This is a genomic window from Haladaptatus salinisoli (genome assembly GCF_020614375.1).
GTDB classification, from domain to species: Archaea; Halobacteriota; Halobacteria; order Halobacteriales; family Haladaptataceae; genus Haladaptatus; species Haladaptatus salinisoli.
On record NZ_CP085333.1, the window covers coordinates 116274 to 141894 of the forward strand.

20 protein-coding genes and 1 pseudogene are annotated in these 25621 nt (G+C 52.4%); 10 read left to right on the plus strand and 11 right to left on the minus strand.

Going from position 1 to position 25621, the window contains the following annotated elements:
* Positions 1–4 precede the first annotated feature (4 nt).
* Complete coding sequence (locus tag LIX00_RS24790) at positions 5–1723, minus strand: asparagine synthase-related protein (protein ID WP_227357617.1); 1719 nt, start codon at positions 1721–1723, stop codon at positions 5–7.
* Between the two features lie 1056 nt (positions 1724–2779).
* On the opposite strand from LIX00_RS24790, the gene LIX00_RS24795 reads away from it, so the two are divergent.
* Positions 2780–3586 carry an FkbM family methyltransferase gene (locus LIX00_RS24795; protein WP_227357618.1) on the plus strand — a complete coding sequence of 269 codons (807 nt, stop codon included), beginning with the start codon at positions 2780–2782 and terminating at the stop codon, positions 3584–3586.
* Positions 3587–3652: 66 nt separating this feature from the next.
* Here LIX00_RS24795 and LIX00_RS24800 read toward each other — a convergent pair whose 3' ends face one another.
* Positions 3653–5257 (minus strand): hypothetical protein, encoded by a 1605-nt coding sequence (locus LIX00_RS24800; protein WP_227357619.1) that lies wholly within the window; start codon positions 5255–5257, stop codon positions 3653–3655.
* Positions 5258–5590: 333 nt separating this feature from the next.
* Between LIX00_RS24800 and LIX00_RS24805 the strand changes: the two genes are divergently transcribed.
* Entirely contained in the window at positions 5591–6913 is a 1323-nt protein-coding gene (locus LIX00_RS24805) for a polysaccharide deacetylase family protein (protein WP_227357620.1), read from the plus strand.
* A gap of 130 nt (positions 6914–7043) precedes the next feature.
* Here LIX00_RS24805 and LIX00_RS24810 read toward each other — a convergent pair whose 3' ends face one another.
* From LIX00_RS24810 to LIX00_RS24820, 3 genes are all read right to left on the minus strand, one after another.
* Positions 7044–7610 (minus strand): FkbM family methyltransferase, encoded by a 567-nt coding sequence (locus LIX00_RS24810; protein WP_227357621.1) that lies wholly within the window; start codon positions 7608–7610, stop codon positions 7044–7046.
* Between the two features lie 346 nt (positions 7611–7956).
* The gene (locus LIX00_RS24815; protein ID WP_368410796.1) at positions 7957–10155 is read right to left on the minus strand and encodes an oligosaccharide flippase family protein; all 2199 of its coding nucleotides are present in this window, start codon (positions 10153–10155) and stop codon (positions 7957–7959) included.
* Between the two features lie 611 nt (positions 10156–10766).
* The gene (locus LIX00_RS24820) at positions 10767–12017 is read right to left on the minus strand and encodes a glycosyltransferase (RefSeq protein ID WP_227357622.1); all 1251 of its coding nucleotides are present in this window, start codon (positions 12015–12017) and stop codon (positions 10767–10769) included.
* A 283-nt stretch (positions 12018–12300) separates the two neighbouring features.
* Here LIX00_RS24820 and LIX00_RS24825 point away from each other — a divergent pair, with 283 nt between their 5' ends.
* Positions 12301–13215 (plus strand): glycosyltransferase family 2 protein, encoded by a 915-nt coding sequence (locus tag LIX00_RS24825; RefSeq protein ID WP_227357666.1) that lies wholly within the window; start codon positions 12301–12303, stop codon positions 13213–13215.
* A 368-nt stretch (positions 13216–13583) separates the two neighbouring features.
* Positions 13584–14165: a DUF7344 domain-containing protein gene (locus tag LIX00_RS24830; protein WP_227357623.1), complete on the plus strand. Its 582-nt coding sequence runs from the start codon at positions 13584–13586 to the stop codon at positions 14163–14165.
* A 478-nt stretch (positions 14166–14643) separates the two neighbouring features.
* Here LIX00_RS24830 and LIX00_RS26440 read toward each other — a convergent pair whose 3' ends face one another.
* Together LIX00_RS26440 and glmU are read right to left on the minus strand one after the other, a co-directional pair.
* Positions 14644–14868, minus strand: coding sequence for a DUF7563 family protein (locus tag LIX00_RS26440; RefSeq protein WP_438267129.1), 225 nt, complete (start codon positions 14866–14868; stop codon positions 14644–14646).
* Positions 14869–15181: 313 nt separating this feature from the next.
* Positions 15182–16363 (minus strand): bifunctional sugar-1-phosphate nucleotidylyltransferase/acetyltransferase, encoded by a 1182-nt coding sequence (gene glmU / locus LIX00_RS24840; protein ID WP_227357624.1) that lies wholly within the window; start codon positions 16361–16363, stop codon positions 15182–15184.
* A 648-nt stretch (positions 16364–17011) separates the two neighbouring features.
* On the opposite strand from glmU, the gene LIX00_RS24845 reads away from it, so the two are divergent.
* Entirely contained in the window at positions 17012–17308 is a 297-nt protein-coding gene (locus tag LIX00_RS24845; protein WP_227357625.1) for a hypothetical protein, read from the plus strand.
* Between the two features lie 347 nt (positions 17309–17655).
* Positions 17656–18525, plus strand: a pseudogene (locus tag LIX00_RS24850) (RNA-guided endonuclease TnpB family protein); the annotation flags it as partial.
* Positions 18526–18688: 163 nt separating this feature from the next.
* Here LIX00_RS24850 and LIX00_RS24855 read toward each other — a convergent pair.
* The gene (locus LIX00_RS24855; protein WP_227357626.1) at positions 18689–19192 is read right to left on the minus strand and encodes a PH domain-containing protein; all 504 of its coding nucleotides are present in this window, start codon (positions 19190–19192) and stop codon (positions 18689–18691) included.
* 275 nt (positions 19193–19467) lie between these two features.
* Between LIX00_RS24855 and LIX00_RS24860 the strand changes: the two genes are divergently transcribed.
* Positions 19468–19719, plus strand: a complete 252-nt coding sequence (locus LIX00_RS24860; protein ID WP_227357627.1) for a hypothetical protein — start codon at positions 19468–19470, stop codon at positions 19717–19719.
* A gap of 23 nt (positions 19720–19742) precedes the next feature.
* On the opposite strand, the gene LIX00_RS24865 is transcribed toward LIX00_RS24860, so the two are convergent.
* Both LIX00_RS24865 and LIX00_RS26050 read right to left on the minus strand, forming a co-directional pair.
* Positions 19743–21203, minus strand: coding sequence for a M1 aminopeptidase family protein (locus LIX00_RS24865; RefSeq protein WP_227357628.1), 1461 nt, complete (start codon positions 21201–21203; stop codon positions 19743–19745).
* Between the two features lie 120 nt (positions 21204–21323).
* Positions 21324–21413, minus strand: coding sequence for a hypothetical protein (locus tag LIX00_RS26050; RefSeq protein ID WP_255679382.1), 90 nt, complete (start codon positions 21411–21413; stop codon positions 21324–21326).
* A 362-nt stretch (positions 21414–21775) separates the two neighbouring features.
* On the opposite strand from LIX00_RS26050, the gene hisS reads away from it, so the two are divergent.
* The 3 genes from hisS (at position 21776) to LIX00_RS24885 (ending at position 23838) form a co-directional block, all read left to right on the plus strand.
* On the plus strand, positions 21776–23068 hold the full coding sequence (gene hisS, locus LIX00_RS24875) for a histidine--tRNA ligase (protein ID WP_227357629.1): 1293 nt from the start codon (positions 21776–21778) through the stop codon (positions 23066–23068).
* 319 nt (positions 23069–23387) lie between these two features.
* Entirely contained in the window at positions 23388–23591 is a 204-nt protein-coding gene (locus tag LIX00_RS24880) for a hypothetical protein (protein WP_227357630.1), read from the plus strand.
* Entirely contained in the window at positions 23584–23838 is a 255-nt protein-coding gene (locus LIX00_RS24885) for a DUF7563 family protein (protein WP_227357631.1), read from the plus strand. Before LIX00_RS24880 ends, LIX00_RS24885 begins: the two co-directional genes overlap by 8 nt.
* 214 nt (positions 23839–24052) lie before the next feature.
* Here LIX00_RS24885 and LIX00_RS24890 read toward each other — a convergent pair whose 3' ends face one another.
* The gene (locus LIX00_RS24890; RefSeq protein ID WP_227357632.1) at positions 24053–25192 is read right to left on the minus strand and encodes a two-component system sensor histidine kinase NtrB; all 1140 of its coding nucleotides are present in this window, start codon (positions 25190–25192) and stop codon (positions 24053–24055) included.
* Positions 25193–25621: the final 429 nt, after the last annotated feature.

Sequence of the window (25621 nt, forward strand, 5' to 3'; positions counted from 1 at the left end):
CTAATCAATTCTCTGACCGAACATCATCGGCTCGGCGTGCTTCTGCAGGCATGTAGAGGACGTCTGTTGGGTTGACTGCTGTCTCAGAGCACTGGGCGACCCAGCCGACCATGTCGTTGATACGGAGCTTGTGCCGTGACGGTAGCTCATGGATCGTCTCATGTTCTGGGAACAAGCGTTGGTCGAGGTTGTATCGGTCATACACCTGCTGGCGGTCAGGCCACGCCGATTCAAATTTTCTGACAAACGGTAATTTTCGGCGCGCGAATCGCTCCATTTCCGAAAGTAACATTGAGGTATATGGACGGTCTGGTGGCCGATGGCGGAATAAATCTGCGTCTAGTTGCTTGATGGCACGGATGAATGTTGCCGTTGTCCGGTACTTGGGTGGTGTCTGGAGATGCCACTCTAATAGCTCTGTGTCTGCTGCAATGAATGATTCGAGGTAGTTATCTGCGAGGTGAGTGCGGAACGGGATAGTCGGCTGATTACTGATGCTGAACAGCGACAGGGCGTTTTGTACAGAGTCAGTGCGTTTCCAGCATCGCTCGAATTCAGTAGCGATGGCTTCACTGACAAAGGCTTCTGCTGCATTCGGATCAGAAGTATACTGTTCGGCTACTTTTCGGCTTTCGTCTGGTAAGTAGCCGAAGTTATCGAAAGACGCTTTGACAGGGTCAGGATCGTCTTCGAGTTGTTTTAACGGAATATCCTTTCCGAATAGCTTGAGTTCACTTCTCTTCTGCCCAAATCCACGTAGAAGTGTATCAAAGAGGAGTCCATGATACATCGTGTCCACCTGAATCTCATTATTGTAACCGGCATGGTGGATATGGATCGACTCCTTGATCCCATTTGTATCACGAACTTTTTGCTCGCCGGGCATGATATAGCGATCATTCGTCACTAGCGTCGTGTGGTCGACGTTGTACTGCTTAGCCAATCGCCGAGCGACTTTTACCTCCTGTGCATCGGGCATCCCGACTGTGTAACAATGCTCTATCTCGGGGAACTGTGATAGCAATGTCCGCGAGTCATAGCCTGCAGATAGGAGTAGTCCCTTTTTTCCAGGCTGGCGCGCGCGCCGCTGAATCGCTCGCTGCATCCGATCAGCGAGTTCACTCGAATAGTCCATTTCTTGTTCATCATAGACAAACCGATCAAGTTCCCCGGCTTCACGGGCTGTTAGATAGCCATCGAATGGAGTGCGATGGAGTTCGTGGAACAGCGTTTTGTTCCCGAGAACGACACCCATGTGAAGGAATTCGCCAACGGACTGCCGGCGCATCGTTGGATTCTCAATGGTTCGTGCGATTTCTGCTGCATCCGACCCGAATACACGAACACCCGGTTCGTCCGTGTAGAAGCACTCCCATGAACGAATGGGATCCGTGAGAACCACCGCATCACCCTCGTGTTCAATAAACGCAAGGTAAGACCCATTTAGCGCCTGAATCGCATCTCTCCCTTTCTCTACGTACTGTTCAAGTAGCCATCGGGCTGGCTCTGACCAACCACGCTTATTCGGATACGCTTCTCCCCAGATGATGCACGACCCAAGGTCTCCTGAGTAAGAGGCGCTTCGTCCAGGGATTCCGAGCCCGGTATCTCGAATTCCAACAGTTGCTACATCGTTCGAAACAACTGTATCGAACTCCCGTTCGACGCGGAACCGCGTGAATTCATCTCGGTCACCAAAGACGCCGAATATTTCCTTATTCATCGTTCTACCTCGTCCATTCTACCATTCGGTTATCGTCCCGTGTCACGGTGAACGATTGTCCCTTATCTTCCTCTCCTTCTCGCACTCGTGTCACGGTCAGCTCTAATTCTTCGATAGTGTCTCAGGTGGTTAACTATACACAGTATAACATCAGGAAGATTGTGATTAGGGGGGGCAAAAACACTTCTTCCTTTCCAACACCATCGACGATAGTTTCGAAAATATTCTCAAATATTGTAGTACCCCAGTTCTACAACAAGCGATCACTCCCGTTGTAGGTGACGAATGGCGGTGGTGACTAAGAAGGTGGATTTCGAAATCCAATCAATAAATACACTACCATTAACAAATAATATAACCGCATGTATTAAATCGTGACGGTGGGTAGATAAGAGATACTACCGAGAAACTGCTAGTAACTACCGTCAACGAAACGAGGGTCGAGAAATGTTGAGAACGCATTGAGGGCGAAAGAGCATTGCTGACGATATTTACATCTGTACTGCCAATGCCGTAGACTGGTGTCACTGGGAAAACGGTCACGCCTTTGATGATATGAGCTTTCCAAGATGGACCTAGGTGGCGATATTAGAATTTCATTATCTGACACTCACCCTGGTTGTTACAATAATAGAGCGAATGAAACCCACAGCGCAAATTGAAATAACGAAACCAGCAAGCGGCCACTCATGAACTCGTCCCACTGTTATCATCCTGCGCCATGGTGAGAGCGGATTTTCTCATTTACGGTTTAGCATTAGACCCCTTTGATACAAGTGATTGTCTCTTGTTTTTCTATTGTTTACTTAGAAGGTCGCAGGGGGTGGTTTTCTCTTAGCCTCAATAGCAGACAATTTGAAACCTCATTATCCAATAGAAATGTTTGATCCGTCAATACCATGGTTATATCTCTTGTACCATGGATATACGGATTGTTGTTACTCTAATATATACTCATAAGTAGCATCATTAGGGTTCTGCTAAGCCGATTTCTCCAGCTAAAATGCAAGCAGTTATCCGTACCATATATTTATGCTTGCTCTCCGTGGTTTTCGTATGCCGAATCTAGAGCGACAGGCTGCTCGAAGTCGCTTATGGACTTTCTGCAAACGAGTTGGGATTGCGCCGACGCTCGCGACGCTCTATTGGAATATCAAACTCGCACTTCACCTTTGGTCTGCATCGGTGTCTGTTGGCGGTTACACGGCTGAATTTGCAGCGGACACTCGAACTGAATATCAGCGTGTGACTTCACTCATTGGCGAACGAGACGTCGTTAAGTCGCTACTTGAGGATGTTCGCGAGTCAGACGTGGTATACGACATTGGCGCAAACATTGGTACTCACACCTGCTTTGTCGGAAAACGTCTTCGAGATGGAGTAGTCATTGCCTTTGAGCCAATGCCGACGAATGCGGCTCATCTCAGACAAAATCTCTCTATGAACGTCCCAGCCGGTCGGTGGGTTGTCGCCGAATGTGCTTTATCCAACGAGAATGGAAATGGCACACTCGCCGTTGAAGGCCAGAGCTATGGCGCAGGTAGACATGCACTCTCTCAGCACGGCGAGCTCGATATTGATGTTTGCCGAGGGGAAACACTAATCGAATCAGAACGTTATCCTTTACCGAACATCATCAAAATCGACGTTGAAGGGGCGGAACTCAAAGTACTCAAAGGGTTTGGGGATCTTCTCTCTGAAGTCCGAGTCGTGTATGCGGAACTCCATCACGACCTAAGCATAGAATACGGAACCTCGACTGATGAAATTGAGGCGTATCTTTGCAACTATGGGTTCGAAATTGAGCGACTTAGCGAACGATCTGATGCCTACCACATTCGGGCTATCAAATCACAGGGTTAACGGCACGAAGCGTCAGCGGTGGGAACCGTGGAGCTGACTGAGATTACCGCCTACTCTCGATACAGCTCATCTCATCGGGCAATACGAGCCATCGGATGAATCGTCTTTTGGCTGCTTTGACTTCTTGGTCTCATCATCGGACCCCTCCGAAGTTGAGTCGTCATCGGATCCTTCGGAAGTTGAGTCATCACCGGAGTTCCCGCTATTCTCGTCACTGCCGGAATCACCATCAGACCCACTGCTGGTGTCCCCGTCGTTTGTATCACCACCGTCATATTCCCAACTGTTATTGCTACCGTCGTATCCATCTGGACTTTCGTCGTTAATACCGTTCGCAATGTGTGAATCTTGGACGGTGACGTTTTCGGCGTCGCTTGTAATCCGAAGTGCTGCATTGCCACTGCGTGCGAGTGCCGAGACGCTTTCGATCAGCGTGCCAGAACCACTCTCTACGATCGCATTCTCCTCGGAGACGTAATCTCCTTCAGATATTACGACATCGTTCCCCGTGTTTGTCAGTGCGCGTCGGCCATCTCCACCACCGTGATCGATTTTCAGATTTCGGAACTCAGAACCGTTACGGAAGTTATGGATTGCGCTTCGGGTACCATCCGTGGGGGCGTTTCCAATGACCGTGACGTTTTCGAGGGTAACAGGTTTGTCACCCTCCTTGATTTTGATGGCTGGGCCACCTCCAGCCTCGTGATCGACTGTGGTTTGTTTAATTTCCGTTTGACCCGCAGATCCCCGAATAGATATTGCAGGCGATGGGCCATCAGTTCGTACCGTAACGGTGGAGTCGATGATTGTTACGTCGTTTGCACTGCTTGTAATCCAGATTGGAGAGCTCTTATCGATACTCGACTCGAAATTGACATTCCGTGCGACGAAGCCAGCGCCTCCCTCGATACGGAGACCACGCTGAGCGATGCCATTGTCGTCTTGCTGACTAACGATAATAGTGGCGTTCTCGATGTAGCTGTCGTTACCACCAAGACGAACATTCGCACCGAGGCTATTCTCAAAGCGACCGCCTTCAATTTGGATGGATCCCGACCCGTCTGCTGCATAGAGACCGTTATCCGGGAAACTTCCGAGCTCGCAGTCGCGGAACGTCATTGTTCCTTTGTTCGCCTCATTACAAAGGATGCCTGTTGGGCCACGCCAGAGAGAGTCACTTGGTGCGTCACCTGTCCAAGCACCTCCATCAGGGGCCTTGAATCGTTCCACTAGACCGCTTCCATCCTCTGTAGTGATAACAGCCCGAAGCGGTCCAAACGTTCCACTATCGTGATATCCATTGACGTCAATATCACGTATAATTAGTCCGTCGGTTATCTCAGCTTCGACAACACGGATTCCTGTATTGTCGCTCGTTTGATCAACGGTGAAGCCCTCAACACGAAGATCCGTACCAGGGTCATATTCGACACCGAGGCGGAAAAGGCGGTAGTTATTGTCGCCGCCATCATCGAAATTGCTGTAGTTTGCAGGGACGAGCTCCGCATTATGACCAACCATACCGAAATTCGTGAAGCCAGTATGTCGGACCTCTGAGTCCATGTAGTACTGACCTTCGGGGAAGTAGAGGAGCGTATTGTCGGCCGCGTACTCTTCAAGTACGGGTGATACAGACTCGTTTCCGCTGTTGTCTGCTCCTACCTCTGTCACGTCAATGACCTCGTCATATTGATCTTCATAGCCCGAGTGATCCGCTGACGCAGTGCCTACGACTGCGGACGAGGTGGCAATTGCTCCAGTAAGTTTGAGATAGGTTCTACGATTCATCAAGCTTCGATTTTGCCTGTCTGGCGCCATCAGAATCCCAGTATCAATCCCACGTATTAATTATCGGGTGCCTAGTTCAGTCTCTCCCCGTTTTCCCTCTGTTGGAAACGGTGTAAACAGTCCTCAGCGTGCGGTTCTTACACAAATGTGACTAGCTGAATATCTCCCTTAAGCGCCATATAAGGAAATACCTAGGCCTGATTGGGTAGGGTAGCGATGAGACGACAGACACGACGCACGTTCCTGACGACGGTCGGTGCAGCTGGTACGGCTGGCCTTGCTGGGTGTAATGCGCTCAGCAAAGGCGGTGACGGTAATGGAACGACCTCCACAACACCGAGTAATAACTCAACCACTGGCGGTGGCGGAGAAACAACGACTGAAGAAACAACGACGGAAGACGGCTCCCAAAACAGTGGCCCAACAGTATTCGACGGCTTTGAAAAGCTCGGACAGTGGCATGCAATCGAACAACAAGGTACGCTAAAAAAGAGTACAAAAGAGAAGTACCAGGGATCACAGTCGGCTCACATTCTCGGCAGTAAGAAGACGAAAGAGGGCAAAATTTTCCGCGCCAACTTTGGCAGTAAACCAGCTAACATGGCTGGAAAGAACCTCTCCTTGGCGTTTAAGTGTACCTCACACGACTTCGCAAAAATTGCTGTTCAATTGTACGCGCCCGACCAGGGCCACATCGTTGAGATGAAACGAACCCTCTATGGTCCAAAAGGGAAATGGGTACGCGTCAACCTTGGCGTCACAAGCGCCCAGCGCCAGAAGACTGTAGATCTTTCAACGGTGTATGAGATTCACGTTGTTGGACGACCAGTAGATGGCAACTCGTCCAAGCCAATTGAATTCTACGTCGATGACCTCAAGACCGTCCCTGCACCGAAGCAAGGGATGGTGATGCTCACCTTCGACGATGGTCTCAAGTCTCACTACACGAAGGCATTCAAGAAGATGCAAAAGTACGGCTTCCCAGGTGTTGACGCCGTCATCACGGAGGCGATTTACGACGATGGTTTCCTCACACAATCTCAGATGCGTGAGATGACTCGGAATGGCTGGGATATGATTTGCCACCCGAACGCTCAAGCATCGCCGATGAATAAGATACCGCGGAAAGAGCAAGAAAAGTTGATGAAGCAGTCGAAGGGCTGGCTCAAACAATATGGCTATGAGGGACACAAGTATATGGCCGTTCCGAAGAACGTCGTTGGACCGAACACGTTTGAACTTGCTCAGAAGCATTTCGATTTAACGCTAAGCTTCGGTGCATCTCCGAACGCACTCCCGGTTATCAAAAAGGATACTATCCTTTCGCGTATGTACGGTGACAGCAGTCTCGCCACTACGAAGCAGATGATCGACTACGCTGAGCGTTACAAACAGCTGACCGTCCCATTGTTCCACAGAATCGGCGGTAAGGATGGGATTTCGGAGAAGGACTTCGAGAAGATCCTCAAATATATCAAGAAGAAGAACGTCAAGGTCGTCACGCCCTCTAGTCTGAAGAAACAGGGTCTCCTAATCTAAGCGACGGTTGATGAATTAATCTGTCTTACTACTTCCTCATTGTTTTCCATTTGTCGTTTTAGGATATGTCCATGGATGCCAATCTACGTATAATGTGGGACGAATGTCCCGAGCTTGGATTTGCGGCGGATCACTGTTTTTCGCCCCGGATGAAGTATTCCGCACCCCTGTTGTGTAGTGTCTTGACCGAAAAACCATACTTCCTCAACGCTACCCGAACATCATCTTCGCTCGCGTCGTAATCACTAAGGAATGTCGGATGTACTTCACAATACACGAGTCGACAGTCAGGTCGTGAAAGTGTTTCTTCGAGACCAGTAATTGTATCTAGCTCTGCACCCTCAACATCGATTTTCACGACTGTCGGTGGCGGTACGTCACCTCGCTCGACCAATTTATCTCCAATTCTGAGTGATACCTGCTCGGTTCCAGTTGTCGAGAGTTGCGCAACCTCATTAACCGAGAGCGATGCCTCACCCGACTCGTTTGAGAGTGCCTCATGACGTACATCTGCCGCCAGGTTGTTTCGTGCAAGGTTTGCTTCGATGCGAGCAGCCTTCGGCTCTCGAGGTTCGAAAGTGATAACCTGTCCCTCTGGAAGCGCCGCAGCGGCAAGACAGGTGTAGCTTCCAATATAGCCGCCGATGTCGTAGAACACATCGGCAGGTTCTAGCCGTGAGAGCAAGTCTGCTATCACGGGACGCTCGTCCACTAATGTGTGATAGTGGCGGAACTCACTAGCTGTTTTGGCGGTAAAGGTAACACTTGTTCCGCTAATGCGTTGGGTATGTGTTCCGCCAGAGCTACGGAAGAGCAATTCCCAATACGCCCGCGATAAGGAAGATCGGAGGCCGAGGTGGTCAATGATTCTTCGAACTGGTGGCGTCGAGAATATCCACTGGCCCACCCTGAGTGCACTTGCTGTGAGTTTCTTCGTAGACATCCCTCTGTAGCAATTGCCGGTGGCTCTTTATATAGCCCCTGGACTAACCTCTTCAACCGCTCCCGTTACTACCTGAATTGTGCTAGCGACTAGTGGAGATCTAGCTCCAGTCCCAGAGTATGAGCCCGAGAAGACCACCATTTGATGTAGTCTGTGTCCCCGTGGTAGTGCTGGGCTGCGTATTGGTGGTCTGAGAGGCTGTGGTCGATTGCTGAGATCCTATCGTCTTGTTTCCTGGGAGAATCTCAGTAGTTGTAGAGGTGCTAGTTGTGGGTGTCGTACTGGTCATACTCGTCGTAGCGGTTGTAGTGGCCGAAGTTGTCGTAGTGGTGGTTGTCGTCGTACTCGGTGGTGATGTCGTGGTCGTTGTCGTACTTGGCGGTGACGTCGTGGTCGTCGACGTACTTGGTGGTGTTGTGCTGGTCGTTGTCGATGAGGTTGTTGTCTCAGCCGGAGGCTTAGTAGTACTCGTTGGTGGTTGCGTAGTACTCGTTGTTGAGGTTGGGTCCGTCGTACTATCGGGGGCCTCCGTCGTGCTTTCTGGCGGCTCTGTTGTCGTCTGTTTCGTGGTCGTACTGTCGACGGCTCCAGCAGGCGTCGTACTCGTCAGCGACTGTGTAGTATTCTGTGACTGTGCAGGGTCAGGGCCGCCGCCGAGTCCGTCAAGCCCTGGGTCGAGGAACGCATACCCGACACCGGAGACGAACAAGAGGATCCCAGCGACGACCATCATCTTTTGCATTGAATCGGATGACATGGTACCTGTTCTCACTTTGGATTGGAGTGTTTCAGCATATGAACCAAACGGTCTGGGGAACGACGAGAGCGTATTAAGTACTTCACAGAGTTCAAGCGCGCCCATGGCAAAGCAGAAGAACAGAAAGATCACCAACCCCAACGGTGGTATGATGATGAGCGACAGTGGAACGTGAACTCCGAAAACGATAGGTCGTAGGTCAAGAAGATGCGCAAGGACAAAGATGGGCGGCGCAGAAAGTATTGTCGTCGCAATAACTCGCCCAAGACGGGCATCTGATAATGGGTTGAAACCGACTTTCCGGGCGCTCCAGAGGTGAAAGACGAACATCGACCCATAGCCAATACTTGTAGATATTGCTGCCCCGTGTGTCTCGAATCGAGGGATAAGCAGACTATTCAGTACAAGGTTGATTCCAGCAGCGGTTCCTGTGGCAAGGATGGGGAATTTGAGATCGCCTTTTCCCTGCGAAATTGCGAGGATAGGTCGCGCCACTGCGAATCCAAGTGTCCCTGGTAGGAGCAAGAGCAACGGAGTAATTGCTGGGATAAATTTCGGCCCGAAATACACAGGGACAGCGACATTCGCGAGCGCCGCCAACCCGAGTGCCATTACGCCGGTCAGCAAGAATGTGTATCGGGTAGTCCGAGCTGCAAGTTCCGATATCTTTTCTGTCTCGCCATTCGACCACAGCTCCGATGTGGAGTGGACGAACACCGTTTGGAGTGCAAGTGGAATGAACCACAGGAACTCTGCGAGCTTGAGTGCAGCTCGATAGTAGCCGACTTGTTTACTCCCAGACATCAGTTGAAGCATCAAGATATCCACGTGATAAAGCGACATTAAGAGAAGAATGAGCACAATCGATAACGAGTTGAACGTCAACATCGTTCGCCGTGGGAAATTGCTGGGTGTCGTCCGAAAAACACCGCTAAGCGATACTTGTCGTGCGACGAGTAACAACCCAGCAACTGCTACAACCGCTCCTGCAGCAATTTTCCCGGCCAATGCACCCTTAACGCCAAAGCCGAAGTGCACCAAGGGAAGCGCCACTGCCACGAACGCAATCTGCTGGAGGACTTTTAGTGGTTCAGAGTACCGTTCTAGTCCGAATCCCATTAGCGTTCGCCGGCCGTATGCCCGAAACTGATCCGTTACGACAAGTATCGCAAGGACGTAGAAATACGGCTCAAACCCTGAACCGAATACTTCTTCGACTAGTCCGGCCCATGCGGAGAGCGCAAGTACGACTGATCCAACGACCGAGAGCGCCAGTGCCAGTCGAAAGTAAAACCCGACAACATGCTCCTCCCAGCAGTCCATATCACGGTCTTCGGCGAGAAACTTCCGAACACCGTCGGTGACGCCGGAACTCACAAATATCATGAACAGTGAGAACACGGAAAGGACAGTGGTATAGACACCGACTCCTTCTGGCTTTAAAAGCCGATAGAGGATCGGCGTTGTGAGGAGGCCGATGATAAGCGTAAGTACCTTCGTTCCTGCTACTGAAAGCACTCCACTTAGAATACTTCGTTGCATAACATCACCATCCTACTGTCTTTTCACCGGAGACTACTTCGAATGACACTCGTCACATTGTTTTCGGTGTTGGGGCTTTATTATACACTAACTAGACCACGCAAAAGCGGTGAGGGTGAACTGTTCAGCTCTGAAGGGTGGAGCTTTCTGCTTCTGAAATCCACTGTCCCTGGCAGTATATCCCATTGGGAACGCAGTCTCCCCGAATGATTGGATTAGACTGATACATTCCTCTCCACTTGACGATCTCGTTAATAGAACTGAACAATTATCCATCCGTGCTAATAGACTTAAATATAGATCCACACTTCGACGGTCTTACCCTCGATTTCGACCACCAAGTTGGAATCTGAAACTGTTCTGGGGGCACGACTTCAAAAGGCGCCTCTCTCTGCCTAAGAGAGCACGATTTAAGCGTCTACATTCTGCATAGAAATCCACAATGATTTGGTGAGTCTCGACTGTAATAGGCGCGTCTTGGTCAGTCTCTTGATTGCTTCTTAACTGACCTTTTTATAATAAGAATTCAATGATCGAGATTCGTTAGGAAAACGGCTACCGTATAGGCCTCTTTTAGAGCCAACCTAAATACAGGAAAATAAGCTCTAATATCATCCCTCAAGGACGTGAGCGTATATGTGTGCAATATCAACGCAAACGCGTTCCCATGTGAACTGTTCCGCATGTGCCTCGATTTGGTCATGATCCCACTCTTTTTGGAGTGCCCGCACTACTGCATCTATGAGAGCGTCGTAGTTCTCTGGACTGTCGACCAAAAACCCGTGGTCCTCAGAAGTGATGACTTCCTCACTCCCACCATTTATTGTGGAGACAACTGGAGATCCGCAGGCCATGGCTTCTAACTGAACAAGGCCAAAACTCTCACTGTAACTCGGGAGGACAAAAGTGTCGCAGGCACTCATCCAATAATGCAACTCTTCGTTCGATACATAGCCTAGTAGACGAACATGGTCGGTGAGATTAGCTTTATTAATCTGCTCTTCAAGTTCTGAGCGCATCCCTCCATGGCCACCAATGGCACAAATAACATCATCTTCACGATTAATAATTTCAGGCATTACACTGATCAGATGTTGAAATCCTTTGCGCTTTTTAAGATGCCCCAGTGAGAATAAGAGTTTCGTCTCTTGTGTGATTCCGAGATGCTCTTTTGCCTTGGTTTGCGGAACTCGACGAAGGCGGTCTCGGCTAAATCCATTTGGGATATAATAAACGTGCTCATTGAACTGCTTGAGCTTGTTCTGGTCTTGCCGATTAACCCGAATAATAGCATCAGCACATTTCCATGTTTGATCAATTTTATCATTTGATGATTCAAGTTGTTTCATAAATAGGTCGTGGTTCTCATGCACCGTAAGAACGAACGGTATCCCCAGTTCCTGTCTGAGGACACTACCGACATATCCGGCGGTCCACGTGAGATGAGAATGAATAACATCAAATTCAATAGGAAGTTCAGTGATTATCTTTTTCACCTTTCTAGCGTGCTGATCGCCAAGGAACCGTCGATGAAGGTCCACCGGTAAATAAAGTAGTGGCGTACTGACAACTGTGACGTTTTCAGGTTTATCCTGTTGATTTATCTTCGCATTTTTACTATATGGTTTAGCGTAGTCTATGGGAAGGTACTTCGAGACGTCCGCGAAGCGATTATATCGTACAAAAACGTACACCTCCTGAAAGTACTCCGCAAGTACGTCGACTTGCCCCTTTACAAAATGATTGTAGCTATGAGAGACAATAAGTAGGTTCTTCGTTGCCAGCGTGTTGAGGTCGTGATCATGTGGCACGTTCCCAACGTCTGGCGGTTTGGTGATCTGTGCTTGCGTATTTTCTAACATGCATATGCGGAGGTATTCGCTGGAGTTTATTATCTGGTGGCTAAGTTCGTGGTTACTACTTGAGAAGCCAAGAGTACTTGCCACAGGGGATATGCTGAGTTTCTCTATGTCGGTTTCCCTGGTGGATATCTTGGATTACTTCTACTGTTATTCGTCGCTATGGTCTTGCCTAGAGACGAAACAAGCTAACTGCCTCAAGTCAGGCCCTGAGGCAGTTCACGATTGTGCTTTTCGATTAGGTGGTCGATAATAATACACTGCGAAAACGGACATGCAAGCAAAAATGGCCCCAAGTGTGAGCGTCATTGTGCCGACGTACAACCGAGCAGATGCCCTCCCTCGGACTATCGAGAGCGTTCTCTCTCAGACACTCGAAAATTTGGAACTCATCATCGTTGATGACGCCTCTGAGGACAACACGGAGGATGTGGTTGCGTCCTATGACGATGAGCGGATTCAATTCATCCAGCATGAAATAAATAAGGGAGCAAGCGCTGCGCGAAACACGGGAATTGAGCACGCCGACGGGGAGTACATGGCATTTCTTGATTCCGACGATGTGTGGCTCCCCACAAAGCTCGAAAAGCAAGTACTCACTCTTGAATTGCGTTCTGATGACTGGGTTGCTGCCTACTGTGAAGCAGAGACAGTTCGTCCCGGTGGACAGAGTCCGCTCGTAAGGTGGGTGACGCGACTCATTTCACGGCGAAACAAGACCGAAGGTGCAGAAGGTGGAAAAGAGCTTATTGGGCTCATTCTAAGCGATGATCTCCATACGAGTGCAGGGTCATCGCTACTCGTGAAAAGTGACGTTGTGCGAACCATAGACGGCTTCGATGAGTCGTTTAACCGATTCCAAGATCCCGAGTTTCTTATCCGTGTACTCAAACATGGAAAACTCGCTTGCGTAAACGAACCCCTGCTTTTGCGCTATGAGACCGGGTCACCTCCCGCAGATGCGGTCGCTAAAGCCGATGAACACTTCCGACGGACGTTTGCAGAGGAAGTTGAGCGGTTGGAACGGCAGGGGATCGATGTAACCGGCGCACACCACTACATACTCGCTCGACAATATTTGGATGAGGGCCAGCTTCGTACCGGCTTCCGCTACCTTCGACATGCACGCCGACCTGAACTGCGACAGCTTCCAGGACTACTGCTAAACGTGTACTCAGGCCTCCGAACACACATTCGATGAGTATGAAAAATCGGGCAACGAGATACGCTTGGTACTATCTCGCTCTGTCAGTGTTCTCGATACTCATCTTCGGCTGCGCCATACTTGACGTTGGTATACTTGCTTCTTTCTCGCCAAAGCAGTCGACAATAGTAATCATCGTTTTATACACCATTTTGACGTTATTGCATTCAGTTACTGACAATTAATCCTCACTATGATGTATCGTTTTGGTTAAAAAAGGAATAAAAATGGTAAATCTTGGCTATCTATTTACTCCGTTCAAATCGTACAATCGCAAGACTTGAACGGAATAAAACGACGCGGAAAAGAACGAAAGGATCGCCGTACTTTATATCCCATCCATGTCTCGGCTGTAGCGAAGAAGCATGAGCGCTACAACGGAGACGCCCGCTGATGAATCAGCAGTATTATCTGACGAATCGCCGGACAACCTTACGAAGGACAAAATTTTCCATATCCTTCAGACGCAGCGTCGTCGGGATGCACTTCGCTATCTAAAAGAGAATGATGGACCCGTTGAGATGCGGGATCTTGCCGAGCAGGTAGCAGCCTGGGAGAACAATACAACCCTCCAAGCGCTTACTTCGGATGAACGCCAGCGTGTGTACATTGCGCTTTATCAATCACACCTCCCAAAACTCGACAAAGAAGATATCATTAAATATAATCAAAGTCGTGGCGTTGTTGAGCGGGGTCCGCTAGCTGAGCAGTTTGATCCATATCTTAATACGCTTGAGACTGATGATACAGATCTTGAACTAGATGCCACTATTCAAGATGACGACCGCTGGTTCCACTACTACCGTTGGGCGACCGTAGCAAGCGTTGGAACGCTTGTGGGTTCATGGATAAATTTACCGTTTCTCTCAGCCCTTCCCGGTCACTTTCTCGGTGCCTTCGTCGTTATGCTCTATGCGGCTATTTCCACTATTCATTTCTTCCGGTAATTAGCGAACGTTGTTATAGAATCGCAGGCGAGAAGACTACGACCTTAAGGGCGTGGATGAATCGCCGTGTTTGTTTACTTTCGATGCACGGTAAAGACGTAGGTGCCCTCCGTGCATATCTATCTCAGTCGATTCAATGGTTTCCCATCGAATTCTGACGGTCCGAAAACTGTCAGTTGACTCGGTGTTTGCCGCATCAAATACGTAAACCCTCGGACACCCAACCGACACAAAACAATCAGGTACCTCCAAGTCCCGTCCGTTTCCCGGACACGATAGGAGTACCGGTGGCGTGGCAGTGCCAGCACCTCATCGGGGTGCGAACCGTAACTGTCCCTACTCAGCACGACCGGCGTGTGGGACGCCCGCATCTTGAGGCGCGGGAGGATGTCACTGGTACAGGTCTGGGGTAGTTCCTCTTGTTCAGCTATTTTCCCTGTATTTTGCGCCTCCGACTGAAGAAACGATAAAATTGTCACTAACGCATTTCCTTACGAGCGCGGTGGGCCTCTTCAGGATGATTGGCGCGACCTCGTTTTACTTCTGTGGCCGTCATACATTCAAAACAGCCGTATACCTCATTTCTGTTATTTCCGAAAACACGAGCAAATTGAGGTGTCACGAATGAATCGCAGTTCTGACACTGCGTATCAGCCATTGAGCTACTATCGACGTTTTGTGACGCCTTCATATCCATCGACATGGCGTCTTATTTTTCAGGAGGCGACACCATTACTATCCAGAAGCTAAATTGGTGAAACAGACGAAACAAAATTGGTAATCTATCGTTTCTCCATCTAAGCTTAGACATGAGGCTCCTTGTCTAATGGACGATCGGAGTGAGGAGAAAGGTGATAGGGGCTTCCTTGTTTGAACTATCTCCGCAACCTGCAAACGGACTATATGTGTCTTTTCTATCTTACCCGGCCGATACATTAGCTGTATGCAGGTGCTAAGCCCCCGTCCTCAGCGAGGCCGTTAGGCCGAGCAGGACGAGGTAGGTCACGGAGAAGAAGTCACTTATCTCGAGAGACTTCTTCGTTGGGAAGTGTTGTTATTCCAGGTGAGAGCGTCACGCCTGGGTAAAGGCTAGTGTTAATACCAGTTTTTGCATTGTCGCCGACAACGACCCCAAATTTCCGACGATCGGTTGAAACACGGTCTCCCTTTACGGTGTGTTTCACTGCTTGTCCGTCATGCCGGAGGTTTGCCACATTTGTCCCTGCACCGAAGTTCACATTACGTCCGAGGATACTATCGCCGACATAGGAGAGGTGGCCAAGCGTAGCGCCGGGCGAGAGTACACTATTTTTCACTTCGACACTGTGGCCGACTTTTGCTCCTGTACTCACGAGCGTCGCCCCGCGGATATAAGCGTTCGGCCCAATGGTTGCATCCGATTGAATGAGTGCGGGACCTTCAATGACAACGCCCGGTTTCACCGTCGCACCCTCTTCGACGACAACACTTCCATCGAGCGTTGCTAGTTCACTTACGTCGCCCTGTATGTCCCGCTCCAGTTCGCCAAGCTTCCACTCATTAGCTTCGAGCAGCTCCCATGGACGACCTACGTCGAGCCACCGCTCCAGTTCCACCGCAGTCACGTCGTATTCCGCGATAACGCGCTCTACTACATCCGTGATCTCGTACTCACCGCGTTCGCTTTCACCCACCTCGAGCCAATCGCGCGCTTCCTCGGGGAAGACGTAGGCTCCGGTGTTGGCGAGGTCGGTCGGTGGGTCGGCAGGTTTCTCGACGATGCCAGTTACGCGGTTACCGTCCGCCGAGATGACACCGTAGTTCGATGGGTCGTCTACCCGGTACGTGCCGAGGCTCGGCCCACTCTCGAAAAGGTGCTTTACCGCGGGCGCGTCGTACAGATTATCGCCATTCAACACTGCAAACCGTCCGTCGATATGTTCTTGCGCCGCGCGAACCGCGTCCGCCGTGCCGCGCTGTTCTTCCTGTATCGCGTACTCGACTGGGATTCCAGCGTACTCCGTGCCGAAGTACTCACGAACCATCTCGGCCTCATAGCCGACGACGAGAATGAGTTCATCTGCTCCAGCTTCTACAGCAGTGCGTGCCGTGTGCGCAACTAGTGGTTCCTCCGCAACTGGCAACATGGGCTTGGGACACGAGGAAGATAGCGGTCGCATCCGTGTACCCTCACCCGCAGCCAAAACGATTGCCTGCATGACGCAACATACTGCTAGAAGCAGTATAATTATTCACGGTCTAACTCCGGGTCACGGTCAAAGAAGGTCTTGTGAGGTAGTAAGACTATTCCGAGTGGGTTCGACTCCTCGAGAATGGCCATTCCGCCCCCACGTCCCGGATTTCGTACTTCCATGAAAACTCCATGTACTCACGCCCCAGCCATAGCACGTTGTTCCGAGAGCCAAGTTCGGCACGGAGGATGCGCGTCAGTATATCGCAGCCAGCAGCGTCTACCACCGCTCGTCACCGTGACGACAGAGCAATGGCTCGGTGTTGTCCTAACACTCACAGATATTCCGACGGAGGCAAAACTTACAAATGCGAATTGGATTTCCATGGAATGTCTGTTTGCTTCTTGAATGGCCTAGTCGATGACTTGGATTATGATTCGTCTCTTCTATCGTGGTAATTTTAGACTTATATATTGAATGAGAACATGATATAATATCTGAAGTTAGCCTTCGTACTCTTACCATTTATAAAGGATAACGTGGAATGAATGTAGTATGATATGAAAACATCGAAATTGCAAGGGTAGGATATGGTTTTAGCTGTCGATTAGAGGATAAAACGGTACGAAACCATATCTCCCCTTTTTGGTGACGGGGAAAAAACGTCGAATCATCATGAGTGCGACCGAACGTTGTCACGAGGTTTCTGGATTAGTCGATACATTCGTCGACCTTCAAATCGAAGATGCACTCCGCGTCACTGTTGCAGGCGTGACTATCGATTGCTGTGTTCACGACATTGACCGGCGGGACAGCCGGTTTACACTCCTACTAAAAACGTTCGCGGAAGATTATCTCCGCATCGAGACGCAGTGGGCGTGCGGGTGGCTTGACCCTCAGGTAGATCGACTCAAACCTGTCGCTGAGGAGCGTCAGCCGCTCGGTGAGCTACAGGGTATCGAACTGCTTTGATATCCTCCCCGCGCTAAAGCGCGAGGATCCTCAAAGAGGATAATAAGAACGAGCGACGGTGTGAGCCATGATGAGGAGCTATTCTGTCTTCGCGAGATGCGTTATCTCTACCGTCAGGCGCGACCCGTCGGCGCATTCAAACGTCAATAAACAGCCGAAGATGAGACCTGAGGAATAGTGGTCATAGAGGGGAGCATGAGTTCCGTCTCGAATGTCTCTGTATTCACCTCGGACAGATATCGGTCGCGACAGAGGTACGTCTTATAGTAGCGACCGAGACGCGTCACTTCAATCATTAAATTGAGTTCGTTGATTGGCCAGTGAAACGTCCACAAGCAGCTGAACGAGTGGAGTTCCGCATCAGTGCGAAGCCGTACAAGCACGTCAAGGGCGTCCTCAAAGGGAGTGACATTCACCTCGACCATTCTCAAGACCGCACTCGAAAGCGAACAGTGGAAAATTGGGACAGCGGAAGCCCTGTTCCACAACGGCAACCCCGAGTTGCACGTCAACGTCACCAACACCGAGCAGACCGTTCGAGATAAGCAGGACTCACGGACGGTCGTTGGTGTGGACGTGAACGAGGATCACGTGGCTCTCACCGCCCTCTCCGAAAACGATGTCGAAGATACATTGGTCATCGACTTTCCCGAAATCAAATTCGAGCGTCACCGCTATTTCACGATGCGGAAGCGCGTCCAGAACGCGGGGAAGGACAGCATCCACTACACGCTTGAAGGACGCGAGAAACGATTCGTCCGTGACCGACTTACAAGGTATCTCAGCACATCGCGGAGTAGAGCCAGCAGTTTGGGAAGCCGTGCATCGTCTTTGAAGACCTCAAAGAGATGCGCGACAGTATCGACTACGGCACGCGGATGAACCGGCGCTTGCACCACCTCCCGTTCCGCGCTCTCCAGTTCTATACGTCGTACAAGGCGTCATTCGAGGAGATTCCGACCGCGTGGATTAACCCCGAGTACACCAGCCAGCGGTGTCCGATATGCGGACACATGGAGCATGCGAACCGCAACAAGAAGCGGTTCAAATGTCGGTCGTGTTCCCATCAAGACCACAGCGCCCGTGGTATAAGCGTCAATATCGCCGTGAAAGGCGTAAAGAAACTCGATTGGAATGTACCTGCTCTCAACAGCCTTCCCGTTGTTCGGAAGGTGTGACGGCAGGCATCGGGGACTTTGGATGCCCCGACCGTTTGAGGCTATCAGGCCGATGGTCAGATGGGAGTGTCCGACTAAACCACGGGAAGCCTCGGGGCTTGACCCCAAGGCGGTTCACCAGGAAAATGAATACAGAGAACACACCGTGTCCAGCTTCCAACCTCGGAAACACGCTTTTCGAAGAGTTCACCCCGATTCTGCACTAAAACTGCCTCCTTGGTGATACCCTATCCAACTGATCAGTCAGCAGGCCATTCACTCGTTGTGGGTCGGCGATGTTCTCGAAAACGAGGTTGACGGATCCCGTGCCCGCCGTGTGGATGGTAACGTCGCCGTAGTTGAATACTCGCTCTACGAGCGACTGTGAGTAGGTTGTGTTCTGAATTCGATCGAGTCGAACCTGCGTCACGTCCTGTCCAAACACGCCCGTCTTATGGTACACCTCCTCCGTTGTGAGGACGTACCACTCGCTCCGCCAGCGGAGGAACGGCGGCACCGCGACGGCAAAGCCAATCGGAACGAGGAGGAGCGCGATCCATCCTAGCCCGCCGAGGATGCCGCTTCCGGTCACCCCCGCCCCTATCAGGATGAGCAGGGAACCAACCGTCACGGCCGGAAGAACGTAGTAGACACTCCGGTGACCTGCCCATAGTATCTCCTCGTCAGGCGTGAGGTGAAGCCATGACGGCTCGAAATTTTCGGACATCGTCTCACAACGATGAGAGCAAGCCCCTTACGTTTTACCGCTGTTTTCTGGAGAAAGGGGTTTTCAGGTTTGCAGTTCGAACTCTGCTTCATCAGTATTGAAGCCCGAGGAAGCATTAACGGAGAGTAAGGACACACCTTCTCCCGAGAGCACTACAACCAAGATGGAACTTCTCAATTCGATAGTCAGAATCCCAATCGAATACAGTTTTAAAAATCACTTTCACCGCACTTAAGGAATTTATTTTTGTACAAACAAATTCAAAATAAAGTGCGATGAGGAAATTCGACCCGCCGACTCCCTTATCGCCGCTCACCATTATGAACGACGACAAACAGACGGCGGACGAAATCCCGCCAAAGAACTCGAGAGACGTACCGTGCGCCAAGAAGCTCAGACGCTTGCGTCTGTTCGGCGCTGTACTGAAGCTGTGGGGTGATGCTATTACGGTGTGGCTGAAGATCATTGCGGCTTTGCTCGCCGGATTCGCGGCGATACTGAAGGCAGGAATGCCGTTCAACTGGTGACCCCAAGCACCGTCTCTCCCCCGTTACTCCTCTTTCTCATTCCGTAGCTGGTCCACCAGCCTAGGTAAGTACTTCGCGACGGTCCACCCGAACATGAGTCCAATGAAACCGAGACCGCTCCACGCCATCAGCGTCGAGGGCAAATCGCCGATCATCGCTGGTGGTCGGTCGCCATCCGATCTGCTGTCGTTTCCGCCAGATGCCTTCCCGCCGGTCGAGTCGTCGACTCCGCTACCGTCGGTCTTCCCCTCACCGATTCCACCCTTTAGCCCTTGCACGTTAAGATTCGCGGGCGTTGTGACGTATCGAGCGAGCCACGTGTCCATCGGCTTTCCGGCTACGTCGGCGACGATCTTCTCGAAATCTGTGTAGGTCACTGGTCCCTCGTGGCGATTCATCCGGTAAAACACGTCCATCAGACTTCGCTTTTCGCCGGTTGCGTTCTGGATTTTTGCGTCCAACGCCCATAGCATGAGCGCGCCTTGGTAGTACGGCACCTCGCGGCTCACCCATGTGGTCGGCCTTGAGAGAACCGCCTCGTCGTACTGTTTCGCCGAGAGCGTCCGTGCGACCGCGGATTGAGAAGTTCGATCCTGTCGAATCGTCAGGTCGGACGCGAAGTAGGAGGCGCTAGCCTCGCGAAACCACCGCATTCGTTCCCCAAGTGTGAACGACTGGCGTGTATGGACGTACTCGTGAATCCAGAGGTTCTGCGGGTCGGAGAGTCTAGCGTCTTCGTGCACCCAGAACTCATCGCTTTGGGGTGAGGCGTATCCACCGCGCCAGATAGGATCAGACAGGACGAAGAGCAACACCTCGTCCGGAGACTCGCCTGGAAAATGTTCGCTCGCCGTTCCGAGCGACTCAAACACTTTCCGGGGTGGACTAGCGGGCGTGGCACCTGCGCCGATTACCATCCGGAACCGCTGGCCATCCGCTCGGTGGATGCGTTCCTCGTACGGCCCGACGTAGGTGAACATTGACCCAAGCACACCCGAGTTGGCGAACTCGACGCTTGAACCGGGATAGTCGTCATCCAAGAGATGGTCGTAGCGCCACTCGCCGTTTTCACCCGGCGACCATGCAACCGTGAGCCTCGGCGTCGGCGCGAGCACCCACTTATCAGTAGCGGCGTACTCGGACCCATTTCCAACGTTGGCGACAACAGTCACCGACGGTGATTTAGTTTCACTGTCCCAGCGAAGTGCATGGTTACCATCCTTCGTCCGATCCGCCACGAACCCCTCGGAGGACACCACGTTTCCAGTGTAGTTAATGAGCCAAAACGCTCGCTGCGGTGTCTCAAATTCGAGGTGATATCGGACCTTCGCCGCATCGTCGGCGTTTCGCTCGACCGAAATCGAGACGCCCGGCGGTTCGGCTGTAGACTGCGCCGTCGCCGGCGCGCTCACGCCGGCGGTAACCAGCGAAAATACGAGCAAGAGCGACACCGTCCCGCCGGAAACCCATCCCTCGAGCGCCATCGAGTACAATGGCGTCCTGAAGTCGTTTTGTTAAACACTGCCTGCGCCACGTTCAGGTACCGCCACCGACTAATTAGGGTTTTTATTCGCCGCAATACAACAGGAGCGCGTCATCCTGTATCACCTACTATGTCTCCGTCGGCGATAAGATACGTCCCCCGTAATGTACGTCGTATCGTCGCTGGCCAAGAAGGCCACGGCACTCGGCATATCCTCTGGTCTGCCAAGTCGGCCGACTGAAGAATTGACTCGAATCGTTCGCGGTATTTCACATCTGTGTCCTCGGTATCTCGACCACAGGACATCGTACGCCGAGTCCAGAACCTGGACAGACGATGTTGCGGCGTTTAAGGCCTAAAATCTTCAACCCGAGGTTTACCATTATCGGAAGCTCCGCTCTTACGGGCGGTCGAGGACGTTACGTAATCCTGCTATTTGGAGGTAATATGGAAAATTCACAACATTTCCCCGTAAGTGGCGCTCGGTAGGTGCTCCGTACTATTGAAAGGTCCTACCACCATTCAAGACCGAAGATAGCCAGAGGTAAATTGCTTGCCTTCGATACGCGAAGCATGGACGAGTTTGAGAGCCTGAAGGGTTTTTACGATCGTTACCCGGAGGAGTGGGCGGCATGGCGCGAGGTCGTGGACGCTGTGGAGGCGGCGGCCCGGGAGTTTGGGTTCCGCGAGATTGACGCGCCGAGCGTCGAACTGACTAATCTGTTTAGGGTGAAATCAGGCGAGGAGATCGTCGAACAGACGTATAGCTTCGAGGATAAGGGCGGGCGTGAGGTGACGCTCATTCCCGAGCAGACGCCAACCCGAGCACGATTGGTACAACAACGTAAAGACCTCGGAACGCCAATCAAGTGGTTCGACACCTCGAAGCGGTGGCGCTACGAGGCGATACAGAAGGGCCGAGACCGGGAGTTCTTCCAGACCGACATTGACATCTTTGGCGTCGAATCGGTCGAGGCGGACGCGGAGATAATCGCCTGCGCCGCGACCATCTTCGAGAAACTCGGCGTCGCCGACGCGGTGGAGTTCAAGCTGAACGACCGAAAACTACTCGACGCGCTCCTGCGAGCGATGGACGTCTCCGAGAGCGAGGATGTGATGCGGGTCATCGACAAGAAGGAGAAACTCAGCCGCGCGGAGTTTCTCGGGCAGCTCCGCGAGGAGGGCGTCGACCGCGACACAGCCAAGGAGATAGACGAACTCACGGCCATCGGCGGCGAGATGGAGAGTTCGCTGGTCGAACTCTCGGACAAAGCGCCCGAGGGCGCGGACGACGCGATCAACCGCATGCACGACCTCTACAACGCCCTCGCCGGCTACGGCGTCGAGTCGATGTGCACCTTCGACCTCTCCATCGTCCGCGGAATGGACTACTACACCGGCCTCGTCTTCGAGGCGTTCGCCACCGAGAGCGACCTCCGCGCCCTGTTCGGCGGCGGGCGGTACGACGACCTCATCGGCCAGTTCGGAAGCCGCGACGTTCCGGCCATCGGATTCGCGTTCGGCTACTCGACGACGATGCAGTTGCTGAAGGAACGGGGCGAGTGGCCCGACGAAGCCGTCTCGACCGACGCGTACGTTCTGAACGTCTCCGACTCGGTGCGCGAGGTCGGTCTGGAGTACGCCATGGAGCTTCGCCGCGAAGGACTGACGGTCGAGACCGACCTCACGGGGCGAAGCGTCGGCGAGCAGTTCGGCTACGCCGACCGCATCAACGCCGACTACACGGTCGTCGTCGGCGAGCGCGACTTGAACGAGGGCGTCGTGACGGTGCAGGACATGGACTCAGGCGAGGAAGCGCAGGTGCCGAAAGACGACGTGGTCGACCACGTCCTCGACCGACTCTGAAGTCCCCCTTCTCCGACGTCCGTGGGGCGCGGTCTGAGGATGCCGTGCAAAGCCGATTCCACAAACCCACGAGCTCGGCGTCAAGACGGTCAGTTCCGGAGAACTATCTGGACCGTCAGAACCGTCCAAACGGTCAAAACCGCCAAAGCTGGCGAAACCATCGCGACCGCCGGCTTCGTCGCCTTTACTTTCGCTCGGTAATCTCTCGATTCAACCGAAAAAACCGCTAGATGAAGGCGGATGCGGACCGAACTCGAAATATTCACTTTCGCTCCGGGTAAGACTCGGTGTTTTGAGGTGAATGGGCGTAGCCACTCGCATGAGCATTCGCGATATCGACACGCCGACGGCGAAGTGGCGCTACACGTGTCCCAATGGCCACACCAGTTGGGAGCCGACGAACAGTCACTTCTGGTGTCACCAGTGCAGTCGTCTCCCCGACGCGGAGGCGGAGTTCTGGAAGCTCCGGGATAGAAAGACCGGTGAGCGACTCGCGCGCGAGAAGGTGGTTCTCGATGGCTGAGACGGAAGAACGCTTCGACGCACGGCGTCGACGTCCTGCGTGGAACCCGAGTAGTCGGTCGCGGTACGTCACCTGTCGAAACCCGTCCTGCGAGAACGAACACGTCGACCCCGACTTCGCGCGCACCTTCGGCGACGACGACGGAACCGTCTTCGCCTGCCCCGACTGTACTCCGTGGGCGGCGCTGAAACGCGGCGCGGCGGCCGACCCGGCGTTCGAACATCGGGTGAGACGCGACAGCTGGTGAACGGGGCGGCGAGCGCGCGTTGGTTCGTCGGTGCGATTTCGTTCGAGTTTCGAACGAACTACTTTCACTTCCGGTTCGGGTAAGAGAAAATGCTTTTCCGGTGTCCGTCCTCGATACGGACGCGGGTCACCGACCCGCACAGGAGGTTGGGTTTACGCGACTGCTATCCCCTGCGCGTACCCCAGATTTTGTTTCCACCCCTTCGGACGGGCGGTCACTCCGCCCGTCCGGTGAACTCCATTCCCGTGATTTCGAACTGAGCGCCGCCGTCGTCACCCTCGGCGATGGAGATGTCCCATCCGTGCGCGTCGACGATCTGCTGAACGATGGTGAGACCGAGACCGGTGCCATCGTTCGTCGTGAATCCGCTCTCGAACACCGTCTCGCGCTCGTCGGGCGGGATACCCGGACCGTCGTCCTCGACGGACACGCCGTTAGAGAAGCATTCGATATGAACCGACACGTCGTCACCCGCATGTTCGATGGCATTGCGAAAGAGGTTCTCGAACACCTGACTCAATCTGTCCACGTCGGCCGATATCTCGCCCTCGACGTTCTCCAACACCAGCGTTGCCTCCGGCGGTGCGACGCGTGACCACACGTCCTCCACGATCTCCTGTAACGCCGTCATCTGTGTCTCCTCGATGACGCCGGGCTTGCGTGCGAGGTCGAGCATCTCGTTTATCATCCGCTCCATCCGACTAAGAGCGCCACGAACCTCCTCGAATGCGTCGTCAGAACCGTCAGCCTCCGCGACCTGGAGGTATCCCTGCGCGATTCCCAGCGGATTGCGGAGTTCGTGGGCAAGCATGCTTGCGAACTCGTCGAGACGTTTGTTCTGATCCTTGAGTTCCTGCTTTCTTCGCTTGTGCTCGGTGACGTCCCGAAAAATACCGATGACTTCGGGGTGCTCGGCGTCGAATTGTATCCGTGCCGTGTTTATCTCCGCGTAGCGCGTCTCCCCATCGGGTGCCGTGTACGTCACTGAGTACGGCGGCTGTTCATCGTCCGTCTCCCGCTCGCGCAGATTCGCTGTAAGTTTCTCAAGCGAATCATTGGGGAACACGTCAATAGCGCTGATTCGCTCGCTGAGGATGGCAGGACGGTCGAGTCCAGACACTTGGCAGAAAGCATTATTAATCGCCTGAATCTGGCCGTCCGAGTCCAGAACGAACACGGGATCAGGAGCGGTCTGGAACAGCGTCCGGAAGCGCTCTTCGCTCTCTTCTTTCTGGCGTTCGAGTTTCACTGAAAGTCGACGTCGTTCGAGCAAGCCGTCGATGCGCGCCTGTAACACCGCCTTCTCGATGGGAATCGTGATAATTTCGTCGAGGCCCTGCCACACTTTTGGCATCCGTGCAGGGGAACTGGTCGAAGTAACGAGTAAGTAGGGGAGAAACGTTGGCGATGCGGCGTCTTTACAAGTACGAAGTTCGTCCCGATACCGATTAAATGACGGTTCATCAACGATACAGAGATCGAATGAGGGGTCAAGTCCTTCGGTCGGAAAGACGACATCGTACTCCGAGGCCAGCCACTCGTCTAACAACCGACGATTTTCACTATGGTCAATGAGGAGGAGGACGGTACTGCTCGGAGCCTGCGCGTGGGTATTCGTCTCCCGATACCTGCTCATCGTTGTCCCTCTTTCGACATATCGGTTTATCGTTCGTCAAATAGAATTCGCTCTATTTTGCCCATCCATCCGAGTGTACCGTTTGAGACGCCGTAAACGCAGTCGGGCAACTGTCCTTGCCCAAGTTCATTCGGCGTGAGAACGGTC

What these genes read in the sequence shown, in the direction of transcription:
- LIX00_RS24790 (WP_227357617.1), bottom strand. Translation starts at nt 1,723, where the DNA reads ATGAATAAGGAAATATTCGGCGTCTTTGGTGACCGAGATGAATTCACG.
- LIX00_RS24885 (WP_227357631.1), top strand. Translation starts at nt 23,584, where the DNA reads ATGGCTGAGACGGAAGAACGCTTCGACGCACGGCGTCGACGTCCTGCG.
- LIX00_RS24860 (WP_227357627.1), top strand. Translation starts at nt 19,468, where the DNA reads ATGAGGAAATTCGACCCGCCGACTCCCTTATCGCCGCTCACCATTATG.
- LIX00_RS24855 (WP_227357626.1), bottom strand. Translation starts at nt 19,192, where the DNA reads ATGTCCGAAAATTTCGAGCCGTCATGGCTTCACCTCACGCCTGACGAG.
- LIX00_RS26050 (WP_255679382.1), bottom strand. Translation starts at nt 21,413, where the DNA reads ATGCCGAGTGCCGTGGCCTTCTTGGCCAGCGACGATACGACGTACATT.
- glmU (WP_227357624.1), bottom strand. Translation starts at nt 16,363, where the DNA reads ATGCAGGCAATCGTTTTGGCTGCGGGTGAGGGTACACGGATGCGACCG.
- LIX00_RS24820 (WP_227357622.1), bottom strand. Translation starts at nt 12,017, where the DNA reads ATGTTAGAAAATACGCAAGCACAGATCACCAAACCGCCAGACGTTGGG.
- LIX00_RS24880 (WP_227357630.1), top strand. Translation starts at nt 23,388, where the DNA reads ATGAGCATTCGCGATATCGACACGCCGACGGCGAAGTGGCGCTACACG.
- LIX00_RS24825 (WP_227357666.1), top strand. Translation starts at nt 12,301, where the DNA reads ATGGCCCCAAGTGTGAGCGTCATTGTGCCGACGTACAACCGAGCAGAT.
- LIX00_RS24795 (WP_227357618.1), top strand. Translation starts at nt 2,780, where the DNA reads ATGCCGAATCTAGAGCGACAGGCTGCTCGAAGTCGCTTATGGACTTTC.
- LIX00_RS24815 (WP_368410796.1), bottom strand. Translation starts at nt 10,155, where the DNA reads ATGCAACGAAGTATTCTAAGTGGAGTGCTTTCAGTAGCAGGAACGAAG.
- LIX00_RS24845 (WP_227357625.1), top strand. Translation starts at nt 17,012, where the DNA reads ATGAGTGCGACCGAACGTTGTCACGAGGTTTCTGGATTAGTCGATACA.
- LIX00_RS24865 (WP_227357628.1), bottom strand. Translation starts at nt 21,203, where the DNA reads ATGGCGCTCGAGGGATGGGTTTCCGGCGGGACGGTGTCGCTCTTGCTC.
- LIX00_RS24890 (WP_227357632.1), bottom strand. Translation starts at nt 25,192, where the DNA reads ATGCCAAAAGTGTGGCAGGGCCTCGACGAAATTATCACGATTCCCATC.
- LIX00_RS24830 (WP_227357623.1), top strand. Translation starts at nt 13,584, where the DNA reads ATGAGCGCTACAACGGAGACGCCCGCTGATGAATCAGCAGTATTATCT.
- hisS (WP_227357629.1), top strand. Translation starts at nt 21,776, where the DNA reads ATGGACGAGTTTGAGAGCCTGAAGGGTTTTTACGATCGTTACCCGGAG.
- LIX00_RS24805 (WP_227357620.1), top strand. Translation starts at nt 5,591, where the DNA reads ATGAGACGACAGACACGACGCACGTTCCTGACGACGGTCGGTGCAGCT.
- LIX00_RS26440 (WP_438267129.1), bottom strand. Translation starts at nt 14,868, where the DNA reads ATGTCGATGGATATGAAGGCGTCACAAAACGTCGATAGTAGCTCAATG.